The 22,150-nt window shown below is 40.9% G+C and carries 23 protein-coding genes; 14 read left to right on the top strand and 9 right to left on the bottom strand.

The genetic code is table 11. The annotated features are described in order from the left end of the window. Positions 1-7 precede the first annotated feature (7 nt). Complete coding sequence (locus JU57_RS11220) at positions 8-1,699, bottom strand: methyl-accepting chemotaxis protein (RefSeq protein ID WP_037961047.1); 1,692 nt, start codon at positions 1,697-1,699, stop codon at positions 8-10. 143 nt (positions 1,700-1,842) lie between these two features. Here JU57_RS11220 and JU57_RS11215 point away from each other — a divergent pair, with 143 nt between their 5' ends. From JU57_RS11215 to JU57_RS11205, 3 genes are all read left to right on the top strand, one after another. Further along, positions 1,843-3,033: an MFS transporter gene (locus tag JU57_RS11215; protein WP_037961045.1), complete on the top strand. Its 1,191-nt coding sequence runs from the start codon at positions 1,843-1,845 to the stop codon at positions 3,031-3,033. A 22-nt stretch (positions 3,034-3,055) separates the two neighbouring features. Then, a complete protein-coding gene (locus JU57_RS11210) occupies positions 3,056-4,648 on the top strand; it encodes an HD domain-containing phosphohydrolase (RefSeq protein WP_037961042.1) in 1,593 nt (530 codons plus the stop codon). 76 nt (positions 4,649-4,724) lie between these two features. Next, positions 4,725-5,030: a hypothetical protein gene (locus tag JU57_RS11205; RefSeq protein WP_294877207.1), complete on the top strand. Its 306-nt coding sequence runs from the start codon at positions 4,725-4,727 to the stop codon at positions 5,028-5,030. A gap of 38 nt (positions 5,031-5,068) precedes the next feature. On the opposite strand, the gene JU57_RS11200 is transcribed toward JU57_RS11205, so the two are convergent. Continuing rightward, positions 5,069-5,707 carry a class I SAM-dependent methyltransferase gene (locus JU57_RS11200; protein ID WP_037961037.1) on the bottom strand — a complete coding sequence of 213 codons (639 nt, stop codon included), beginning with the start codon at positions 5,705-5,707 and terminating at the stop codon, positions 5,069-5,071. Between the two features lie 153 nt (positions 5,708-5,860). Here JU57_RS11200 and JU57_RS11195 point away from each other — a divergent pair, with 153 nt between their 5' ends. The 6 genes from JU57_RS11195 to JU57_RS11170 all read left to right on the top strand — a co-directional run bounded on the left by JU57_RS11195 (position 5,861) and on the right by JU57_RS11170 (position 11,440). Beyond that, positions 5,861-6,994 carry an ABC transporter substrate-binding protein gene (locus JU57_RS11195; protein ID WP_294877205.1) on the top strand — a complete coding sequence of 378 codons (1,134 nt, stop codon included), beginning with the start codon at positions 5,861-5,863 and terminating at the stop codon, positions 6,992-6,994. Next, positions 6,984-8,597, top strand: coding sequence for an ATP-binding protein (locus JU57_RS11190; protein ID WP_037961030.1), 1,614 nt, complete (start codon positions 6,984-6,986; stop codon positions 8,595-8,597). Before JU57_RS11195 ends, JU57_RS11190 begins: the two co-directional genes overlap by 11 nt. Before the next feature lies 1 nt (position 8,598). Next, positions 8,599-9,258, top strand: a complete 660-nt coding sequence (locus JU57_RS11185; RefSeq protein WP_037961027.1) for a response regulator — start codon at positions 8,599-8,601, stop codon at positions 9,256-9,258. Then, a complete protein-coding gene (locus JU57_RS11180; RefSeq protein ID WP_037961025.1) occupies positions 9,259-9,777 on the top strand; it encodes a peptidylprolyl isomerase in 519 nt (172 codons plus the stop codon). A gap of 46 nt (positions 9,778-9,823) precedes the next feature. Further along, positions 9,824-10,162, top strand: a complete 339-nt coding sequence (locus tag JU57_RS11175) for a P-II family nitrogen regulator (RefSeq protein ID WP_037961023.1) — start codon at positions 9,824-9,826, stop codon at positions 10,160-10,162. Positions 10,163-10,258: 96 nt separating this feature from the next. After that, positions 10,259-11,440, top strand: coding sequence for an ammonium transporter (locus JU57_RS11170; RefSeq protein ID WP_037961021.1), 1,182 nt, complete (start codon positions 10,259-10,261; stop codon positions 11,438-11,440). A 40-nt stretch (positions 11,441-11,480) separates the two neighbouring features. Here the strand turns inward: JU57_RS11170 and JU57_RS11165 are convergent, their stop codons facing one another. After that, on the bottom strand, positions 11,481-12,500 hold the full coding sequence (locus tag JU57_RS11165; RefSeq protein WP_037961019.1) for an aldo/keto reductase: 1,020 nt from the start codon (positions 12,498-12,500) through the stop codon (positions 11,481-11,483). An 80-nt stretch (positions 12,501-12,580) separates the two neighbouring features. Between JU57_RS11165 and pyrC the strand changes: the two genes are divergently transcribed. Genes pyrC through JU57_RS11145 form a run of 4 tightly spaced genes read left to right on the top strand, consistent with a single transcriptional unit; the run spans position 12,581 to position 16,268 of the window. After that, entirely contained in the window at positions 12,581-13,588 is a 1,008-nt protein-coding gene (pyrC, locus tag JU57_RS11160; RefSeq protein ID WP_037961016.1) for a dihydroorotase, read from the top strand. After that, on the top strand, positions 13,578-14,243 hold the full coding sequence (locus tag JU57_RS11155) for a response regulator transcription factor (RefSeq protein ID WP_037961013.1): 666 nt from the start codon (positions 13,578-13,580) through the stop codon (positions 14,241-14,243). Before pyrC ends, JU57_RS11155 begins: the two co-directional genes overlap by 11 nt. After that, positions 14,203-15,078 (top strand): HAMP domain-containing sensor histidine kinase, encoded by an 876-nt coding sequence (locus JU57_RS11150; RefSeq protein WP_037961011.1) that lies wholly within the window; start codon positions 14,203-14,205, stop codon positions 15,076-15,078. Before JU57_RS11155 ends, JU57_RS11150 begins: the two co-directional genes overlap by 41 nt. Positions 15,079-15,116: 38 nt before the next feature. Next, entirely contained in the window at positions 15,117-16,268 is a 1,152-nt protein-coding gene (locus tag JU57_RS11145; RefSeq protein ID WP_037961009.1) for a PilZ domain-containing protein, read from the top strand. A 20-nt stretch (positions 16,269-16,288) separates the two neighbouring features. Here JU57_RS11145 and JU57_RS11140 read toward each other — a convergent pair whose 3' ends face one another. The 4 genes from JU57_RS11140 to JU57_RS13815 all read right to left on the bottom strand — a co-directional run bounded on the left by JU57_RS11140 (position 16,289) and on the right by JU57_RS13815 (position 19,439). Further along, positions 16,289-17,254 carry an amino acid ABC transporter permease gene (locus JU57_RS11140; RefSeq protein WP_037961006.1) on the bottom strand — a complete coding sequence of 322 codons (966 nt, stop codon included), beginning with the start codon at positions 17,252-17,254 and terminating at the stop codon, positions 16,289-16,291. A gap of 3 nt (positions 17,255-17,257) precedes the next feature. Next, a complete protein-coding gene (locus JU57_RS11135; protein WP_037961001.1) occupies positions 17,258-18,058 on the bottom strand; it encodes a transporter substrate-binding domain-containing protein in 801 nt (266 codons plus the stop codon). 24 nt (positions 18,059-18,082) lie between these two features. Then, entirely contained in the window at positions 18,083-18,823 is a 741-nt protein-coding gene (locus JU57_RS11130) for an amino acid ABC transporter ATP-binding protein (protein ID WP_037960998.1), read from the bottom strand. A 301-nt stretch (positions 18,824-19,124) separates the two neighbouring features. Then, on the bottom strand, positions 19,125-19,439 hold the full coding sequence (locus JU57_RS13815; protein WP_051906826.1) for a c-type cytochrome: 315 nt from the start codon (positions 19,437-19,439) through the stop codon (positions 19,125-19,127). A 185-nt stretch (positions 19,440-19,624) separates the two neighbouring features. On the opposite strand from JU57_RS13815, the gene JU57_RS11120 reads away from it, so the two are divergent. Further along, the gene (locus JU57_RS11120) at positions 19,625-20,527 is read left to right on the top strand and encodes a DMT family transporter (RefSeq protein ID WP_037960995.1); all 903 of its coding nucleotides are present in this window, start codon (positions 19,625-19,627) and stop codon (positions 20,525-20,527) included. 50 nt (positions 20,528-20,577) lie between these two features. Here the strand turns inward: JU57_RS11120 and JU57_RS11115 are convergent, their stop codons facing one another. Both JU57_RS11115 and JU57_RS11110 read right to left on the bottom strand, forming a co-directional pair. Further along, a complete protein-coding gene (locus JU57_RS11115) occupies positions 20,578-21,384 on the bottom strand; it encodes an iron chelate uptake ABC transporter family permease subunit (RefSeq protein ID WP_037960993.1) in 807 nt (268 codons plus the stop codon). Then, positions 21,381-22,142, bottom strand: a complete 762-nt coding sequence (locus JU57_RS11110) for an ABC transporter ATP-binding protein (protein WP_037960991.1) — start codon at positions 22,140-22,142, stop codon at positions 21,381-21,383. Before JU57_RS11110 ends, JU57_RS11115 begins: the two co-directional genes overlap by 4 nt. Positions 22,143-22,150: the final 8 nt, after the last annotated feature.

Below are 22,150 nucleotides of genomic sequence, written 5' to 3'. Positions count from 1 at the left end.
AAACCCATCATGTTCTAAACTCAGAAAGTTTGAGGTTGAGTGTTTCGGTCATACGACTGAGGTGTTCCGCTGCACTCGCGATCTCTTCAACACTCCTGGCATTTTGACTTGAAATGTCATTGATCTTAGAAACATCATCGATCATGGATTCGATGTCAGAGCCCGTTTTAAGGTAATTCTCTGCTGTTTTATCGGAAACTTTGGTGGCATTGCCCATGACTTTGAACATGTTATTGATTTTTGTCTCAACATCGCTTGCTGTGGTCGCAAGGGATTCTACTTTTTTGGAATTAGAGGTCATTTGATCGCTACTGTCCGCGATGGCTTGAACAATGACGTTGATGGTTGCGTTGATCTCTTGCAGACTTTTTTGGGTGCGTTCCGCGAGTTTTCGCACCTCGTCGGCAACAACGGCAAAACCACGTCCATGCTCACCGGCACGCGCAGCTTCAATGGCAGCATTGAGGGCAAGTAGATTGGTTTGATCGGCAATATCGCCAATGACCACCAAAATCTCTTTGACTTGACTGGCATCGGAGCTGAGTTGTTGAACACGGTGTGCAAGTTCGATCTCGGTGCTTGCACTGACTTGAATCTCTTTGGTCAATTCGAGAATAGCACTGTTCGCCTCTGTCAAATAGTTATTGGCTTTAAGAAGCTCCTCTTTTCCCATTTTGGCTTCACCCATACCTTCATTCATTTCGTGTTTGAGGGTATTGGCTTTGTTGGTTGTGTTGCCCACAATGTTCATGGATGTTTCAACGGCACGTCCCACTTCTAAGGATGTTGAGGAGAGTTCATGCGAGATAGAAGAGTTTTCATTGGAGAGGTTTTTCGCTTCGCTGATTAAGATGCGCACTTTTTCAATAAAACGGTTAATGCTCGTGCTCGCTTCTGCGATCTCATCGCGTCCGACCACTTCGAGTTTGCGTGTGAGGTCACCATCGCCACTGGAAAGATTGTCTGCTCTATGAATGAGTGCATTCAAAGGACTAGAGATCGTTCGTTTGATGATGTACATGGTTCCTGCGATGCTTAAAATCACAAGTACCAAAGAGATGAGCAAGAAAGATCGAATTTGCGAAGCAACATTTTCACTGATTTGCGTTTTAAGTTTACCAACTTCCGCTTCGACATTATCCACATAAATACCCGTTCCCATCATCCATTTGTACGGTTCAAAAGGTACAGAGTAGGCAAATTTTAAAAACGGTTGTCCATCTTTGACTTTTGGGAAAAAGTATTTCACCAGACCGCCACCTTTTTGTGCCATTGCAATGAGTTCTTTAACAAAAAAGACCCCATTAGAGTCCTTTAATCCAATGAGACTTTTACCTTGCAGTGATTTATTGGTGGGCAGAAGAACGTTGGTACCATCGTTTTCATAAATAAAAATATAACCACTCTTATCATTGAAAAAGCGTAATTCATCCAATTGTGCCATAATCGCTTCTTTGATGGTTTCATCGGAGCTACCTTTGGCTTTTTCCGCTTTATAGATGGTGGCTGCATTTTGTTGCATTATCTCCATAATGGTTTTGAGTTCATTTTCATAAAAGTTATAGGCACTTTTTTCATAATCACTGACAAAAGTCTCTGCATTACTTTTGGTATTGCTGTAGGAAATACCGATGAGACATCCACCTAAGAGTAGTAGTGATAGAATGAGCGAGATCAAAATCCGCGTTGAAATTTTCATTTTTTCCCCTTGTTGCTAGTGTTGTCTATTGTAACACAAAAAAGGGTGTATTGCGATATTTTTTGAGGACGCATGAATACCCGCAAAAGCTTAAAAGAGCGTATGAAAAGTTACAATGGCGGTGAAAGAATTTAGGAGAAGAGATGGAACAGTATGTTGAGTTGTTACGCAACAACACAACGCTTCGTCGTTTAAGCATCATTCAGCTGATTAGTTATTTTGGTGCATGGTTTAGCCACATGGGAATTTATACCCTTTTGATTCAGCTCGATGCACCTGTTTGGGCACTCAGTGCGGCGGCGGGATTGACGTTTTTGCCTTCGATGCTTCTAGCCCCTTTTAGCGGAGCAATTATCGATAAAATCGATACGAAAAAGTTTATGCTTTTTTTAACCGCGATCGAAATCATAACGGTTTTTTGGCTTATGTTTATCACTTCGTTAGATGCGCTGTGGATTTTGCTCGGGTTGATTTTTATCCGTATGGGAACGGGAAGTATCTACTTTCAAACGGAGATGTCACTTTTACCCAAACTTTTAAACAACGATGAGCTCAAACTTGCCAATGAAATTCATTCGATGATCTGGTCTATTTCGTATGCGTTTGGCATGGCGGTGGCGGGGTTTTACATTCACTATTTTGGAACAACCAGTGCGTTTGTCGCCGATATGGTACTGTATAGCATCAGTTTTTACCTGCTTTTGGGTTTAGATATTCCTTCCATCGCGAGTCAACATGCTTTACATGTAAAGGCGATGATTTGGAGTGGATTTGTCTATATCAAAGAAAATCCAAAGATTATGCATCTGATTTTTCTGCACGCGAGTGTAGGACTAACAGCGTATGACGCGCTCATTGCGCTTTTGGCAGATCATCAATACAAACAGTTTTTATCTATTGCGCTCGTTATGGGCTTTATCAACGCTTCGCGTGCGATTTCGCAGGTTTTAGGGCAATTTTTACTCAGTCGTTATATCACGAAAGAGACTCTTTTTTATATCTTTATCATTCAAGGGATTGGCATTATCCTCTGGGGTGTGTTGCAGTATGATTTTTACCTCAGTTTCATCGGGATCTTTGTGTGCGGACTGTTTACCACAAGCTTATGGTCTTATACGTATACGCTTTTACAATACGAAACCGATGAAGCCTTTTACGGCAGAGTCATCGCCTATAACGATATGGTCTTTATGGGTATGTGCACACTCACCTCGTTTGCCATTGGCATCTTGTTTGAATGGGGACTTTCGTTGTCACTGATTACGGGTGGATTGGGACTCTTTTTTATCGTGTTTGGATTCTATTGGAAGTGGGTACAAAAAGTGATAAAATAGTTTTTTAGCTCAAAGGAGTGTTATGAATATTCGCACGAAAGTCAAACTGAGCTTTGTTGTGATTATTGCGTTGTTGCTTTTTTTAGGAGGTATTAGTGCCGTTATCACTTATCAGATTAAAGAAAACAACACGTTTCGCGAAAATATTTCCGCAATTTTACTGATGCAAGAGGGGATGAATGACATCATCCTTGAAAGCACCAAACTAGGAGACGTTCTTAAATTAGAGCAGTTGCATACAGAATTTGTAATGTATGAAAAGAATTTTGAAGATTTACGCGCCATACTCTCTTCGCACTCTCATTCTACGATGATCAATACGTTTATCGTCAATATTCGCGAAGATAACGTGATTCAAAACTACCTCAATGCGCTGTATGCCAATGAGCATCGCATCGAGCTGATGTACGATGCGCTTTTTAACCTTGAGCGTGAAAAACTTGATTATATCACGATCTTTAATGCACTTTATCCCGAAGAAAATCGTGCACGCCTTGAAATTCAAGAGCATCTTTTGCACAATAATCAATTAGAGCAGATCAAAGCATTGAGTGATTTGAGATACTACAGCAAAGAGACGCTTTGCCAACATGGCAATGAAGTGACGTTGCAAAAATGGCTGGCACCTATTGATCTGCTCCTTGATGCCACCGCAAATGAAACAGAGGGTGATTTGCATGAAAATTTGCTCTATTACAAAGAAGTCGTGGGCATTATCGCAGAGAAAGCCATTAAAATTGAACAGACCAAAGCGATTGAAAATGAGACGATCACAGAAGCCTCTAATGTATTGGATGAGAACAAAAATGTCAGCATTGCCTTAGAAAAAACGATCTCACAATTATCGAATGAGTTTATTGACCAGATGCGGATAATCCAGTTCTTTGTCGGTATCGCAACGATTGTATTTATTGTGTTGCTCTCCCTTAAAGTTTCGCGCAATGTCTCGCTGAGCATGGATGAGGTTGAAGCAAAAATAGAAGAGGGTTTGCAAGAGGTAAATGCACTCAATCAAGAGATCGAAGATACGCAAAAAGAGGTTATTTTTACGATGGGTGCCATTGGTGAAAGTCGCTCCCAAGAGACCGGAAATCATGTGAAGCGCGTTGCAGAGTACTCTAAAATTCTTGCGTTGCATTACGGGTTGGATGAAGAAGAGGCGGAAATGCTCAAACTGGCATCTCCGATGCACGACATCGGTAAAATTGGCATCCCTGATCGTGTTTTAAACAAACCGGGCAGATTTGATGAAGAGGAGCGTGCGATCATGGATACCCACGCCATGTTAGGGTACGAGATGCTCAAGCATTCCACACGTCCTTTGCTGAAAATTGCGGCGATTGTCGCCAAAGAGCATCATGAAAAGTACGATGGCACAGGCTATCCTGAACAAAAAAGTGGTGAGGAGATTCATATTTACGGGCGTATTACAGCACTCGCAGATGTTTTTGACGCCCTTGGAAGCGAACGCGTGTATAAATCTGCATGGGACGATGAGAAAATTTTCGCACTTTTCCAGAGCGAAAGAGGGAAGCATTTCGATCCTAAGCTGATCGATATTTTCTTTGAGCACTTGGATGAATTTTTACATGTAAGAGAGCAAATGCGCGATTGATTTCACAAATACTTCACAATTCTCTGGTAGGATTCTACCAAATAAACGAAAGGAGTATCCAATGAAAATGTTAAAAATGAGTTTAGTTTCAATCCTGTTGGTGCTCGGTGTAACGACGAATTCTTATGCGTGGGGCGATAGAGAACAAGGAGTATTGTTAGGTGCAGGTGCAGCTGTTTTATTGGGAGGCATTATTAATGCGGCTCAACAACCAACACGGTATGTTGAAAGTCCAACCTACTACGAGACAAGACCAACGGTTGTTTACAGAGAGCCTGTTTATGTACAAGAGCGCGTGATCTATGTTGATCCTCCACGTTACTATTATCCACCGCGACATCATCATGATCGTTACAATCGTTATGATCGTCACTACCGATAAGCCTTTAAAGTTCAAATCAGAGGTAGCGCCACCCATCGCTACCTTTTTCTTAAAATTGCGATCCGCTTTCCATCCGTTTTAATAATCTCCAATCCACATTTTTTAGCTAAAACATCAAGCGTATGTGGCGTATAAAACGTAATATGCGTAGGATCTCTTCGGTACCACCATGTTAAAAAAGAGGCTTCATCATTGGTGTGAAAGAGTGTCATCAGTGCGATCATTCCCTCTGGGTTAAGATGCTGGCTTAAAAGGCTCAGTGTTGCTACAGGATCTTCTAAATGTTCAAAAACCTCCGTAGACGTGATGAAGTCATAGGTTTGATTTTTAAAGCATCGGAGGGGTTGATAGAACTTATCGTAATGATCAACTTTGACACCTCGTTGACGAAGCAATTCCGCTAAAACAGGCGTTGGGCCTGATCCAAAGTCGAACCCTTTTTCTTTACATGTAAGATCATTCCAAAAAAAATCTAAAAAATCCTCAAACATTTTCACATAGCCTTCATTCTCCAACGAGTTGTGATGGTTGTCATAGAGGCTATTTTCTTTTTCTAATGAGAGCTGGAAGCAAGGATCAAGCATGATGCACTGGCAGTTTGGGCAGAGGTAAAACTGTTTATGAAGGTCTGGATCGTCAAACGCTTTTGTATCAAAATCACAAATTTTGCAGGTCATTTTTTAACTCTCTTTCATTTGTTTCAAAAACATTGGTTAAGTAAATATTTTTTTACTATTTAAGCATTTTTATAAAAAATAGTTGATATTATATCGCTAAAATAAGATGAAAGCTAAAAAAAGATGCGCAAATTCGTAGGAGTTATCCTTGTTGTGTTAACGCTACTGCTGCCTTACTACTTCTCAAACACAAAATTTGAAGGCAACATCATTCGTTTGGGAATGAGCGGACCGTTTAGTGGTGGGCTCAATAGTGTCGGCAATCAGTTTCTCTTAGGCGCTGAAATTTACCTGCAAAACCTCAATGACACGGGAGGTGTTTACGGTCGAAAAATCGAGATCATCGCCAAAGATGACCGCTATGAGCCTAAAATTGCTATTGAAAATGTGCATGAACTGATTGAAAAAGAGAAAGTATTTGCGCTTTTTGGCATTATCGGAACCCCTGTAACCGAAGAAGTCTTTCCTATCGCCATTGAAAAACGCATTCCCTTTGTGGGTGCGTATTCAGGTGCCGAATTTTTACGCAATCCTCCCAATCCCATTGTCCTCAATGCCAGAGCGGGTGATCTTGATGAGATCGAAAAGTTGGTGCAGTATTATGCGGATGATTTGAAATACAAGCGTTTTGCCCTTTTTTATCAAAACGATAGCTTTGGAAGAGCAGGGCTTAAGGGTGTTAAAATGGCTCTCTCCAAACGCAATTTAGTGCTTGTGGGTGAGGGAAGTTACAAACGCAATACGCTTTCGGTGGGAAATGCGCTGTATGAGATCGAACTGTGCAATCCTGAAGTGATTTTGATGATAGGCTCAACCAATCCTGTCGCGGAGTTTATCAAGCGGGCACGCAAGAGTACAAAAATACGTCAAGAGGTACAATTTGGACTCTTTTCGTTTGTTGAACCTAAACCTTTGATCGACCTTTTGCACGGTCAGGGCAAAGGTATCACGTTTGCGCAAGTGGTGCCTTCTCCTTGGACGTCAGAGGTGGAAGAGGTGGAAAATTACCGTATGTTGATGCGCAAATATTATCCCAAAGAAGCATTAGGGCATGTCTCTTTGGAAGGTTATTTTGCTGCGCGTATGATCACCGAAGTGTTTAAGAGTTTAGGTCAAGAGTTTACCAAAGAGGAATTTATCAAAGCGCTGGGAAGTTTTTCTAAAACGCTCGATGAGACCGCTGTCTCTAAAAACAGGGATGAACGGTGTAAATGCTTGCATCGCGTGCATTTAAGCGAGTATGTCGATGATGACTTTTACTCAGTAGGAAAAAGTGATGAACAATAACCCTTTCAGTGATTTTATGGGTAGCATCGATGAGATGACAATTGCGAAAAAGACAACGCTTCTTTTTCTCATCATGGTGGTTGGAATGCTTTTTATTGGGAGTTTTGCCCATATGAGCATTAACCGCATTAAAGACAATTTTGATATTTTGTATACCAAACGTATGCTCCCCACGATTCGCCTTGAAAACCTAAAAGACATTTATACGGTCAATATCTTAGACACGATTCGAGACATTGAAAAAGGTTCCATCAGTGCCCATGAAGGACAAGTTGTGATTGCCCTTGCGCAAGAGCTGATTAAGATAGAGTTGCAAGAGTATAAGAACAGTTTAGGCATTGATGAGAGCGATTGGCTGATCAAATTAGCGCGATCATGGGGGTTGATGAATGCCAATAGTAAATCCTTTTTTAAAACCAATGAGGATGATATGTTAACCTCTAGGATAGAACAGAAAATTCACACCATCGATGGTATTTTACTTAAGATGTTTAGCTATTTTGAGACCAAACAGGCGCTCAAAGCAATTGATACACTCCAAAATGAGCTTTACCCCAGTGTTTACTCTATCAATATTGATCTAACAGGGCTGATTAACCTCAATCTGGATGGCGCGAAAGAGGGCTATGCACGCACGACAAAAGTGTATGACAACACATTTGAGTGGATCGTTGTCGCCACACTGGGTACGATTGCTTTTGCAGCGCTTTTAGCGATTGTATTATTGCAAAATATTCGCTTACTTCACGCAAGACTTGCAAAAATGGTTGATGCCAAAACGCAAGAGTTGCAGCAACTCAACCGCAATCTTGAGCTGAAAGTGCAGCATGAAGTCGAGCAGAGTCGTCAAAAAGATCAGATCATGTTTCGCCAATCAAGGCTTGCTTCAATGGGTGAAATGATCGGCAATATTGCGCATCAATGGCGTCAACCGCTCAATGCCATTGTACTGATTATTCAAAGTTTTCAGATGAAACGCATGGCAGGATTAGCGCTGAGTGATGAATTTATCGACAAGCAGGTCGATGAAGGCATTCAGCTTGCCTCCTTGATGTCGCATACGATTGATGATTTTCGCAACTTCTTCAAACCTAACCACAGCGAAGAGGAATTTAGCGTCAAAGAGACCGTGTTGTATAGTCTGAAATTGGTGCAAGAGTATTATGCAAAATCAGGGATTGAGATCTTTTTAAATTGTACTCACGATGTGCAGATTTGTGGGTATCCCAATGAATTTTCTCAAGTGGTGATGAATCTTTTCTCCAATGCCAAAGATGCTCTTGAAGAGCGCGCTGTGGACGAAAAGCTGATAGAAGTGGTAGTAACCAAAGAGGCGAATAACGCAGTTGTGAGTGTTATTGATAACGGAGGTGGCATTAGCGATGAGGTACAAGATAGAATGTTTGAGCCCTATTTTACGACCAAACACAAATCTTCAGGTACAGGAATAGGACTTTACATGTCAAAACAGATTATTGAAAAACAGATGCAAGGAAGTATGAGTGGTACCAATATCACGTATGTTTTTCAAAACGGCAAACGCTATGAGAAGTGTGCCATTATTACAATTTTAGTACCACTTGAAAAAAAGGAGGAAAAATAAGATGGATTTTAATGGGTTAAAAGACTGCGTCGTATTATACGTCGAAGATGAAAAATCGGTTCAGATGCAGACACAGATGATTTTGAAAGACTTTGTGAAAGAGGTGTATCTTGCCTCAAACGGTGAAGAGGGGCTGAAAATTGCACTCGAAAAAGAGATTGATATTATCGTGACCGATATTTTAATGCCGGGGATGAATGGCATTGAAATGCTTAAAAAGCTTAAAAAAGAGCATAATAAAGACATTCCTGTGATTATTACAACAGCGTTTACGGAGACGGAGTATCTTATGGAAGCGATCACCTTGAAGGTGGATGGGTTTATTATGAAACCGATTAATGTCAAAGATTTGATTAGCAATATCTACACTGCGATGCTTCCAAAACTCCATAGTAAAGAGATTCAGGGGTGTTCGTTTATTATCGAAGGGCTTGCCGCACTGATTGGCGGTAAAAAAATTGAAATTTTAAAATACATCATCAACCATTTGGATGAAAATAAGATCTTTAATGGCTCCTATCAAGATATTATTGACAATATCGGTGTGAGTAAACCAACTGTGGTGCATATGTTTCAGCAGCTTATTAAGGTTGGTATATTAGAGAAAGTGAAAAATAAAATGTATCGATTCCGCAATACAAAACTTATTGGAGATCAGTAAATGAAAAAAGTGATTTTTGTTCTATTTTTAGGGCTTTGGAGTGCACTTCTTGCGAAAGATGTGGTGTTTGAAACAACCCAAGGAACCATTGTGTTTGCCCTTAAACCCGAAGTTGCCCCTAAAGCATGCGAAAATTTTGAAGGTTTGGTGAAAAAAGGTTACTACGATGGATTGACCTTTCACCGTATTATCAAAAACTTTATGATTCAAGGGGGTGACCCCACAGGGACGGGTCGCGGTGGTCAGTCGATTTATGGAACGCCGTTTGAAGATGAGTTTAAACCCAACGTGATGTTTACCAAAGCAGGTATGTTAGCGATGGCAAATGCAGGTCGCAATACCAATGGAAGCCAGTTTTTTATCACCACCGTTCCCACCCCACATCTCAATGGCAGACATACCATCTTTGGTGAGGTTATTGAAGGCATGGATGTGGTTCGTAAGCTTGAAAATGTTGCAACCGATGGCAGAGACATGCCGATGCAACCACAAAAAATTCTCAAAGCATATTTAAAATAATTTAAGGTAAAATAGACCCAATTTGAAACACTAGAGGAGAAAAATCATGAAAAAAATCGAAGCGATTATCAAACCTTTTAAACTTGAAGAGGTCAAAGATGCGCTTGCCAGTGTTGAAATCACCGGTATGACCGTGCACGAAGTCAAAGGCTATGGCAGACAACAAGGACACTCTGAACTCTACCGTGGTGCAGAGTATGTGGTTGACTTTTTACCAAAAATTAGATTGGACATCGTTGTTGCTGATGAAAATGTAGACAAAGTGATTGCAACCATCACAGAAGCTGCAAAGACCGGTAAAATAGGCGATGGTAAGATATTCGTGAGTAATATTGAGCGTGTGATCCGCATTCGAACGGGTGAAGAAAACGAAGATGCTATCTAGAAATTAACGCTAGGTGATTAAATTTTAATCACCTAGTATCCGCCCTTTTTTGTACAATCCTCCATTACATTTTAGTTCACACAAAGGTTACATGTAATGGATGTATCTTCAATTCAGTATGTTATCGACACCTTCTTTCTTCTGTTTGCTTCTGTTTTAATTCTTTTGATGGTTCCAGGTTTTGCCATGCTTGAAGCAGGGCTGGTTCGCAGTAAAAATGTCTCCGCTGTTTTGACAGGTAATGTGATGCTCTACGCCCTTACGTCGTCTGTTTTTCTGCTGTGGGGTTATAATCTCATGTTTGGTGGAAGTGGCCTTTTTATAAACGGTGTTGCCGTTGAGGGCTACAGTGCGTATGCTTATTTCCTCTTTCAGATGGCATTTGTCAGTAAAACCGTTTCGATTATGAGTGGTGGTGTGAGTGAGCGTATTCGCATCATCCCTTTTATGATCTTTGCGGTCTTAATGAGTGGATTTATCTATCCGATGGTAGGCAATGCGATTTGGGGTGGAGGCTTTTTAAAAGAGGTGCATGATCTTGCAGGCTGTACGGTCATTCACTCTGTAGGTGGCTGGGCACTGCTAGCAGGCATTTTGGTCTTAGGCGCAAGGCGAGGGCGTTATGGAAAAGAGGGACAGGTACGTGCCATTCCTGCATCTAACATTCCACTGGTCACCCTTGGTGCGATGTTGCTTTGGATCGGTTGGTTTGGTTTTAACGGTGGCAGTGCTTTTCACATCTCCAGTGTTGACAATGCCGACCTTGTGGGGCTCATCATTGTTAATACCAACACCGCAGGACTTGCAGGCGCAATCAGTGCTGCGGTGATTATCTATTTTCAGTATAAAAAACTGGACATTACGATGATACTCAATGGCGCTTTGGGCGGTCTTGTGGCTATCACGGCGAGTGCCGATGTAGTTGGACTTTGGGAGCCGATTGTCATTGGTGCCATCGGTGGAACTTTAGTCGTTTTTGCTGTTCCACTCTTTGATAAATTCAAAATTGATGATCCCGTAGGAGCGCTTTCTGTGCATTTGGTCAATGGCATTTGGGGTACACTTGCCGTAGCACTCTTTGCCGATTTTTCACTGCTTGCACAACTAAAAGGCATTGCGTTAACAGGATTGTTTACCTTCCCAATTTCCTATATTGCGTTTGTTCTAATTAAAAAAATGATTGGTCTAAGAAGTGACGAAGAACATGAATACGTAGGGCTTGATCTCGAAGAGTGTGGTTTAGAAGCATACCCAGAATTTGCCAAATCAAAAGTCTAAAAATTTTTTACATGTAAGGCTGAAAACCTTACATGTAAACTCACCCCATCGGGTATAAAATCTCTTTTTGCACTTTTTCACATTCGTTTAAAATCTCAGGTGTGAGCTTGAGTTCAAGCGCTTTAAAACTCTCTTCAAGTTGTGTGGCGTAACGTGCTCCGATGATGGTGGAGGCGACAAAATCAAAGTGCATGCTCCATGCAACGGCGAGTGTAACCGGGCTCATGCTGTATTGTTTGGCAATTTCAATGTACTTAGCGGTTGCTACGAGTGATTTTTCATTGACAAAACGTTTGTACATCGCTTTTTGTCTGGGTTCTCCTGCTTGAAGGTACTCACCAAAACGACTTTTGGGGTCGATGAAGGCTTGGTTGTATTTACCACTCAAAACACCGCCTGCCATTGGTGAGTAAGGAAGCAGTGAGACATTTTCTTTACGGCAGATGTTGGAAAGTTCATCCAAAAAGCGTGGATTGAGCAGTGAGAAGTTGTTTTGGATCGACTCAAAGCGAGCGAGTTTTTCATACTGAGCAATCGTGTTTGATTTGGTGAGTCCATACGCTGAGTCATTGGAGGTGCCGAGGTAGCGTACTTTTCCGCTTTTAACCAGTTCGTCGAGTGCTCGCATCGACTCTTCTTTGGGAACGAGCTCATCGGGCCAATGCACTTGGTAAAGGTCGATATAGTCTATTTTGAGACGTTTTAAACTTCCTTCCACAGCGCGTTGAATGTGAAAACGATCAATTGCGGTGAGTCCATAACGAATGGGTGGCACAAACCAGCCGTTTGCAGCACCTGCTATTTTCGTGGCTAAGATGATGCTTTCACGTGGTTTGGTCGCAAGCCACTCAGAAATGATTTTCTCAGTCTCTCCAGCATAGTCACCACGTGGAGGAACCGGATACACTTCCGCGGTATCAAAAAAATTAATGCCCCGATCGTATGCCGTATCCAAAATTTTGAAGGATTCAGCTTTATCGCTCCAGCTACCAAAACTCATCGTTCCCATACAAATAGGTGTTACGCGTAGACCACTTTTCCCAATGTAACGATATTCCATAGGTATGCCTTATCATTTTTGATGGAAGTATAACATTTTGGGCTTGCTTTGATATAATTAAAACCAAAAAGGCATCTCTAATGACCCACACTCTGATCTCTCCTCTTGATATGCACCTGCATTTACGTGATGAAGCGATGCTAAAGGTGGTGGCATCTTTGAGTGCGCACAGCTTTGTGGGCGGTATCATTATGCCCAATGTTGTTCCTCCTATTACGACCATTGAGTCAGTCATTGCCTATAAAAAGCGCATTATGAGTGCCATTGGTAACAATGTGTTTGAGCCTTTGATGACACTTTTTTTTCGCTCAGATTATACGCGCGAATTTTTAGAAAAAGCAGCGTTACATGTAAAAGCGTTGAAGCTCTATCCTTCAGGGATTACGACCAATTCTGAGGGCGGTGTGGCAAGCATGGACATCGACGTTTTGCGTCCTGTATTGGAAGCGATGAGTGATTTGGGACTCATTTTATGCGTACACGGAGAAACCAATGGGTTTGTAATGGACCGCGAAAAAGAGTTTGGCTCCATCTATGAAAGTCTAGCAATGGCTTTTCCTAAACTCAAAATTGTGATGGAGCACATTACGATCAAAGAGAGTGTGGCACTTTTGGACAAATACGAAAATCTTTATGCCACGATTACGCTCCATCATCTTTTAATCACATTAGATGATGTGGCTGGCGGCATGTTGCAACCGCATCTGTTTTGTAAACCGATTGCGAAGCGTTATGAAGACAGAGACGCGCTTTTACATGTAAGCCTTAAAGCCCATCCTAAAGTGATGTTTGGCTCTGATTCTGCGCCGCATCCGGTTCATAAGAAAGAGTGCTGTGGATGTGCAGCAGGTGTTTTTACAGCACCCATCGCGCTGCAGGCTTTGGTCGAACTCTTTGACAAACATAACGCTTTAGCAAACCTGCAAGCGTTTGTGAGTAACAATGCACAAACCATTTATAACTATAAAGCCCCCTATAAAGAGGTTATTTTAGAAAAAATACCTTTTGTAGTCACACACAGTTATGGTGACGTTGTTCCTATGTTTGCAAACGAAACATTAGCTTGGAGTGTCACACATGTCCTATAAAATTCTCATTCTAGAAGATAACACGCTACTGCTTCAAACGCTCGAAGATTTTTTGAGTGGGCATGGATATGAATGTACGTTGGTGAAAAGTGGGAAAGAAGCGCTGAAGCAGTGTTATGAACATAAATTTGATCTCTATCTTTTAGATGTCAAAGTGCCGGATATGAATGGCTTTGACTTTTTAAAAGAGCTCCGTGCGGCAGGCGATCGAACCCCTGCTATTTTTGTCACATCGCTGAATGATCAAGAGAGCCTTGCAAAAGGTTTTATGTTAGGTGGGGATGACTACATCAAAAAACCGTTTGATTTGGAAGAGGTATTGCTTCGCATTAAAGCATTGCTTGCGCGTGCAAAAGGGATTGTGGATGATTGGCTAAGCATCGATGAAGCGTATAAACTCAATCTTGCCCGTAAGCGTCTTTTTTACAATAAAGAGGAGCTTGATATTAACCTCAAAGATTTTGAACTACTCTACTTACTTGTCAAAGAGCGTGGAAACGTGGTGACCAAAGAGATGATTCACGAGCGCCTTTGGAGCAGCAGCGAAGAGATTAATGAAGGCTCTATTCGCGTTTATATCAACAATCTTAAAAAGATTTTTGGCAAAGAAGTCATTGTTAATATTCGAGGAATTGGGTATCGTTTTGAGAAGTAGTGGTCATTATTTTTTAGTTCGAACGATTATTGGGTTGAGTATCAGTCTGTTTGCCTGCATGACCTTTACAGCGTTGCTGTGTTTTTGGATTGACTCATGGGTTTGGATACTAGGGTTAAGCGTTTTGTTTGCGATAGTTGTTGGGTATGTAACGGTAACATCGTGTCTCTCTACTCTTTTGAAAACTAACCGTTTTTTAGATATTTTACTCAAAGATACGCTTCATGAACTCAACATTCCGCTTTCTGTCATCAATGCCAATCTTCAGATGCTTCAAGCGGATGAGCACGATGAGAAGAAGCTCAAACGTTTAGGGCGTATCGATTTAGCAAGCAAAGATCTGTATGCACTTTATACAGAGGTGGATTATTACATCAAAAAAGAGATTTTAGAAGACGTTCGCGAAAAATTTTACTTAGACGAGCTCATTTTAAGTGTGATTGAAAAGCAAAAAGAGGTCGCAGAAGGCATTAATATTATGTGTACGGTTTTACATGTAGAAATTTTTGCCGATAAACATGGCTTTGCCAAAGTTATTTCAAATCTTCTCCATAACGCATTGAAATACAATAAAGATCATAATGAGATTCACATCTTTCAAGAAAAAGAGAATCTTGTCATTAAAGATCAAGGTCTTGGTATGAGCGAAGCGGAGCTCTTTTTGGCGTTTGATCGTTACTATCAAGCCGATACAACCAAGGAAGGATATGGCATAGGGCTTAGCCTTGTTAAAGCCTATTGTGATGAATTTAAAATTACCATGCGGATTAATTCGCAAAAAAATATAGGGACGGAAGTCGTTTTAGATATTTCACATCTTCTGAATAAAAAATGATATAATCAAGCCAAAATCATCATTAATGGGACACTACGATGGAAAAAGAAGTTATCTCCTTCAGCGACAAAGAGAAATTTTTAGCTGCTTCTGCGCTTTTTTTGAAAGAGTGTGAACTCTCTTTTGCAGAGTATTTTACCTGCTTGTGTGTACATTACGATAAAACTATGAGTAAAGATGAGGCAAAAGAGATCGCCTTGAGTATTTATCATGGATTATTTAAGCGTGACAGTGATATTGAAGAAATCAGAGAAGATCTTTTTGTTCGTATGCGACACGATAGTGTGATGATTGGTTTTTTGATCAATCGCAGTCTTTTTTATTTGATTGAAAATTATCTCTCCTTTGCACGCAAGCAAGCGATTGATCCACAGGTGGAACTTTTGATCGGTTGCGTGAGTCATTTTATCACTCTCCTAGAGAGTAATGTGACGCCTAAAGTGTGCAACCCCACAGCTGCCTTTGATGTCAGCTTTAGCAGCGATGTGATGTTTACCCCCACCAACAATATCATTGAAGCTTTTCATACAATGAGGGATGATCATCAAAGCGTTACGTTTCTTAACCTCTATAAAGGGGTTCCGATCAGCTCAGAAGCGAGTATTGTAGACATTGAAGGTGAACAGGTAGCCTTTCGCATCGATCAATTGCAAGAAATTGCGATGAAACTGGATGGGCAAGCATTTATTGTTAAAAATAACTATTTTAATAAACACCTCAAAGCCGATATTGTTTACAGTGATTTTCAAAACAATACGGTCGTGTTAAAAAACTTTATCTATCTTTTAAATATGCCTGCACTGCAACGTGAGTTTATTCGTGTGCATCCTGATATTATCGCCAATGTTTATCTGCATCAATTTGGTAACATGCAAACCATAGGGCGTTTGTATGACCTCTCTATGAACGGGTTGGGTGTGGTGAGCAGTGAAAATAATGGCATTTTTGTCGGTGCAAAAGTTCTGGTTGAATTTGAACTCAACAGCGCTTCTATCTCTATGGATGGCGATAAAAAGATAGCCGTTCAAGGTGAAGTCATTAATGTGATTGAGTACAAAGACTCTTATCGTTACTGTATGCGTATTCTTCCCAATCGTGAGATGAGTGAGAAGATACTACACTATATTACCAAACGAGAGCGTGAAATTTTAGAAGATTTGCGTAACGAATTAAACGAATATAGGGTGTGATGGTAGGTAAGCTTTGACGCTTACATACCACCTTGTTTTTTCATTTTCATTTCGATTTTATGTCCGAGTATAGAGAGCAAAAAGGTAATTGCAAAATAGACGGCAGCAATAATAAGCCATGTTTCAAAAGGCGAGAAGGTGTTTGCAACAATCTCGCGACCTACTTTGGTTAAGTCGGTGATGGAGATAACAGAGACGAGTGAAGAGTCTTTAACAAGCGCGATCATCTCTCCTACCAAGGTCGGGAGTGCACGTTTGAGTGCTTGAGGCATAATAATATAAATCATTGTTTGCGTATAGTTCATACCCAAAGATTTTGCAGCTTCGTATTGCCCTTTATCAATGGATTGAATCGCACCTCGTAAAACCTCTGCAATGTAAGCTCCAAAGAAAAGTCCGAGTGATACGGCACCTGCTAGAAAACGTTCAAGCTCAAAGATCGTAGCAATAATAAAATAGAAGATAAAAATTTGAACCAGAAGAGGCGTTCCTCGAATCACTGCAATGTAAACCGTTGCAATATCTTTTAAAAATTGATAATTTGAGATACGCATAAAAGCAAGCAATGAGCCTATCGAAAAGGCTAAAATCGCAGCAAGACCTGAAATCTCAAGTGTTACAAGCAACCCTTCCAATAAAGGACCCATTTGCATCGATGTTTTTTTAGCAAGGGTGTCATTTTCATAAACACTATCACCGTCTTTAACACTCAAAGCATACTCTGAGTCGATGGTAACCTCTTTGCTGTCATCGTGTCCTTGAATAATCAATGTGGAACCATGCAATTGGATGACACCATCAAGCGGTGCTGTAATAGTTTGCGTTTTTTCATAGGCAAAGTATTGCGGTACACTTGTCCACTTCCAAATGTAGTTCATATTTGAAGCTGCCGTAAAGAGCAAGTAGCCAAATGCAACATAAAAAGCAACGGCCATAAAATGACCGAATGCTTTATTGTGCAAAAGATTTTGTTTTGTCTTTGCCACTGGTTACATTACCTTTTTTTGCCAAGCGGTATCTGCAAACCATCTGTCGTAGATTTTTTTGTACGTACCATCATTTTTAGCTTGATTTAGGAAGTTGTTGAGCCAGTTAAGAAAATCTGGATCGCCTTTACGAATGGCAAAACCAAGAGGTTCATAGGTTAGTTCATCACTAAGGTGGGCTAACTTATCGGCACCTTTTTCAGCGAAGAAGATAGCATTGTAAGGTTTGTCATAGACCATTCCATCCGCATTGCCATTAAGCACTTCTTGTGCTGCATCTGCTTCGGTTTCAAAGGTTCTGATTTTTGCTTTTTTAAACATTTTACGTGTGGCGATTTCACCGGTTACACCAATTTTTGTGACGATGGTGTATTCTGGTTTATCCAAATCACTCCATTTTTTACCGGCATGTTTTTTGGAAGCAAGAATGGTTTGACCCACACTGATGTAAGGATCTGCAAAGTTGATTTTGAGGTTTCTTTCTTGAGTAATCGTCATACCGGACATAATGATGTCATATTTACCGGTCAAAAGTCCTGCAATAATGCCATCCCATGCTGTGGGAACCAGTTGGAGTTTAACTCCCATGGCTTTTGCCATTTCATTCGCTATATCTACATCAAAACCGATGATGTTGCCTTGTTTGTCTTTCATCTCAAATGGCATATAACCAGGCTCCAAGCCTACTGTTAAAACCCCTTTTTGCACGATGCTGTTGAGGGTTGATTTTTGCCATAGGTTGATGTCATCAGCCATAGCGTTAATACCTAGCATTACAAGTAATGCTGCTAAAAGTTTTTTCATTGCTACTCCTTAAAGATTTGGTTTTTAATGGGTTAATATCTCTTGTAAAAATTTTTGAGCACGTTCTGTTTTGGGGTTGGCAAAAAAAGCTTCAGGGGTTGCCTCTTCTATAATGACACCCTCATCCATAAAGACGATGCGATCACTGACTTCTTTAGCAAAGCCCATTTCATGCGTTACGCATACAATTGTATAGTTCTCATGAGCAAGTTCGCGCATAACATCCAAAACACCACCGATCATCTCAGGATCAAGCGCACTGGTTGGTTCATCAAAGAGGATAATTTTAGGCTTCATTGCAAGTGTTCTCGCAATGGCAACACGCTGTTTTTGACCGCCACTCAGCTCATTAGGATAGCCTTCTGCTTTATGCACGAGTCCAACACGCTCTAATAATTTAAGCGCTGCTTCGTTGGCATCGTGTTTGCTCATCCCTTTAACTTTACGTTGCGCGATAGTAATATTTTCCAAAATTGTTAAATGGGGGAAAAGATTGAAGTGCTGAAAGACCATACCTGTCTCAGCACGGACTTGATTGATATTGGTTTTTCTATCGTAAAGATTGTAGTCATCGATGACAATTTCACCACTATCAATCTCTTCAAGTTTATTCATACAGCGAATCAATGTTGATTTGCCACTGCCACTAGGACCGCAAATGACAACGATTTCACCTTCGGTAACGGAAAAATTAATATTTTTAAGCACATGAAACGCGTCATAATATTTATTGACATTTTCCATGCGCACGATCGCTTGACTCATTCAAACCTTTCATTCGAGTTCTTGCAGAACTTTTTACACATCTTGATAGCAAAGCTTTAAAGACTACATTAACACTGCGTTTTGCAAGACGCAATGCCCCCGCATCTTTAGTGCTTTTTCTTCTTGCAAAATGTGTTTTGTAAGAAGTCTATATTAAATGGCGTTGCGCATAATTGTAGCAGTAGAATATAAAAGTAAGATAAAGGAGTTCTTACATGTAAAAAAGTGCAAAAATCCTTGAGATTATAAGAATTTAGGGAGACTTTTTCACCTCAACAAGGCATTGTAGAGTGCGTAAACGCTATTTTGGCAATTTGGAGACATAGGTTGCTATATCTTGAAGATCCTGTAGATTCATATTTTTAACCTGTTTAGACATGACCAAAGAGGTTCCATGTGTTTTAAATTCGGTCTCTTTATAATATTTAAGGCTCTCTAGCAGCACCTCAGCATCTTGACCTGCGATGATACCACTTTTGCCAAAAGCTTTATTGCGTCCGTCTGCTCCATGACAACCTGCACACTGTTTAAAAAGCGTTTCACCGTTGCTTGCCGCGTCTAAAAAGGAACAAAGTAAAACAAGAGAAAAAAGGGAGATTTTAATGTGTTGAACCATGACTCAAAGCCTCCAAAAATTAAATAGTCATAAAAATATTTTACTAAGTTTGGATTATAGCATGTTCTGACAAATGAGGTAAAGGAAATTTTCCATATCAGAAAATTTTTGAGTGTAGGTATTCTGTATTTCACACTTCATTGTGCTACAATGCCGATTTTATCTATGGTGTGAGGTGTGTGGTGATGAGTCATAAATTGCGAGAATTGGGTGCAGATTTTTTACTTTTGATGGTAGCTGTAGCGTGGGGAAGTACCTTTTTTGTGGTACAAGCTGCGGTCAATGAAACACCGGTCTACACGTTTTTATTTTGGCGCTTTTTCTTAGCGGGTCTTTTGATGGCGCTCATTTCGTTTAAACATCTGCGTTTGATCAACAAAGAGGTTTTAAAAGCAGGAATACTTTTGGGTCTTTTTATGTTTTTAGGCTATGCGTTTCAAACCTTTGCATTGACCTATACCTACTCTTCAACCGTTGGATTTATTACAGGACTGAATGTGATTGTGGTTCCATTTGCTTCGTATCTTATTTTTAAACATAAAGCTTCGGTTTTCTCCTCTTTAGGCGCTATTGTGGCAGCCATTGGGCTCTATTTTTTAACGCTTAACAGTGAGATTGGACTCTCGTTAGGCGAACTGTATGCGTTTATCTGCGCGATAATGTTTGCACTGCATATCGTCTTTACGGGGCATCTTTCTCGAAAACACAGTGTCTATCTTTTGGTGAGCATTCAGTTTTTAACCGTAGCTACCTGCTCTTTGCTGGGTGGCATTGTCTTGGAAGGCTCTATTGTTCCGCCTCAAATGGATCTGCTTTTTATCAATGCTATTGCAATTACGGTTATTTTTGCGACCATTTTTGCCTTTTGGGTTCAAACAGCGATGCAGCGCTTTACAACTGCAGCAAAAACGGCTATTATCTTTACGATGGAGCCTGTGAGTGCGGGGATTTTTGGTTACTATTTTGCGAATGAGCTTCTAAGCTTTTCTCAAATGTGTGGGGCTGGGATGATTTTATGCGGTATGGTGATTGCGGAACTAGGCTCTTATTTTATTGAACAGTACCGAAGACGAACGAGTAGGCTTTAATTAGCACTTTTGGTGCTTAGAGCGCATGCAAACGAAGGTTTGCATGCGCTCTAAGCTTTGGTCAATCTGCTGTATAAAAGTTGTAGGAAAAAAAGCGTGGTTGCGACGAGGATGATGGAAGCGCCACCACTGAGGTTGAAGCGGTACGAGAGGTAAAGCCCAAGGGTACAAAAAAGGGCTGAAAGAAGCGAAGATGCCACCATCATGCCACCTACGGAATTGGTGAATTTTTCGGCAATATACGGAGGAATCGTCAGCAGCGCAATGACTAAAATGAGCCCCACCGCGCGAATGATAATGACAACACCTAGCGCTACCATTAAAACCAAAGCAACATAGAGCAGTGTGACATTGATGCCTCGAAGTTTGGCAAATTGCGCATCAAAACTCATGGCTAAAAGCTGCTTGTAAAAGACAATGGCAAACGCTAAAACCAACACCAACACAGCACTCATGCCGTAAAGATCTTCAGGAGCAACCGATAAAATCGCACCAAAAAGATAACTCATCAAATCCACATTGTACCCAGGCGTTAAATCGGTCATAATAATGCCCAATGCCATACCAAATGCCCACAAAACACCAATCAGTGAATCCAGTCGTGCGTTGTTTTGATGTGTTATGTACGCGATAATGGCTCCTAAAAAGAGCGCAAAAAGCGAAGCACCTAGCATGGGCGCGATGCCAAAATAAAGTGCCAACCCAATCCCCCCGTACGATCCATGCGCAATACCACCTGCAATAAACACCATACGATTAATGACGATCAATGTCCCAATGACACCACAAATAATGCTGACTAATAAAGATGCCCAAAGCGCGTTTTGCATAAAATCAAAGCTTAAAATATCCATCATGCAAGCTCTTTGGGGAAGTGATTGCAACGGGTTGCGCTGATGAGCTCAACAGGGCAGACGTGTTCGTTTTGATTTTCAAAGACTTTAAAATTTTGAGTTTTAGGTACATCGTGGACGAAGAGCGTTTTGTTGATATGGACAACTTTGGTGGCGTAATTGAGCGCTACATTGATGTCGTGGCTAATGATGACGATGCCGACTGTTTCATTGAGCGATTTAAGCAGTTTAAACATACTGATCTGTCCTGCAGTGTCGATGCTGGCAGTTGGTTCATCCAAAAACATAATTTTGGCTTCACACGCCAGAGCACGGGCGATGAAAACGCGTTGGCGCTGTCCGCCTGAGAGCGTGTTGATCTTTTGATTTTCAAAGCCTTGCATCCCCACTTTTTCAAGCATAGAGAGCGCAATCGCGCGATCTTCTTTTGAATAGGTGGCAAAGGCTTTAGACTTTGAGAGTCTGCCCATCAGCACGACGTCCATCACTTTGATGGGAAAGTCTTTATTGGCGATGGTGTCTTGGGGAACATAGGCAATTTCATGGCTTACATGTAAAGGTTTTTCACCAAAAAGTAGCACTTCGCCACGTTCAGGCTCAAGCAAGCCGATCATCATTTTTAAGAGGGTGCTTTTACCGCCACCGTTGGGCCCAATAATGGCTAAAAATTCGCTCGTGTTGTACTGGAGGTTAATGTCCTCCAGTACGGTAGCGCCATCATAACTAAAATAGAGGTGATTGATCTGAATATCGTTTTGCATAAAGCGAT

Source organism: Sulfurospirillum sp. SCADC, assembly GCF_000743525.1.
GTDB lineage: Bacteria > Campylobacterota > Campylobacteria > Campylobacterales > Sulfurospirillaceae > Sulfurospirillum.
Note: the sequence above shows the minus strand (reverse complement) of the source record. Positions and strands in the feature narration are given on the sequence as shown.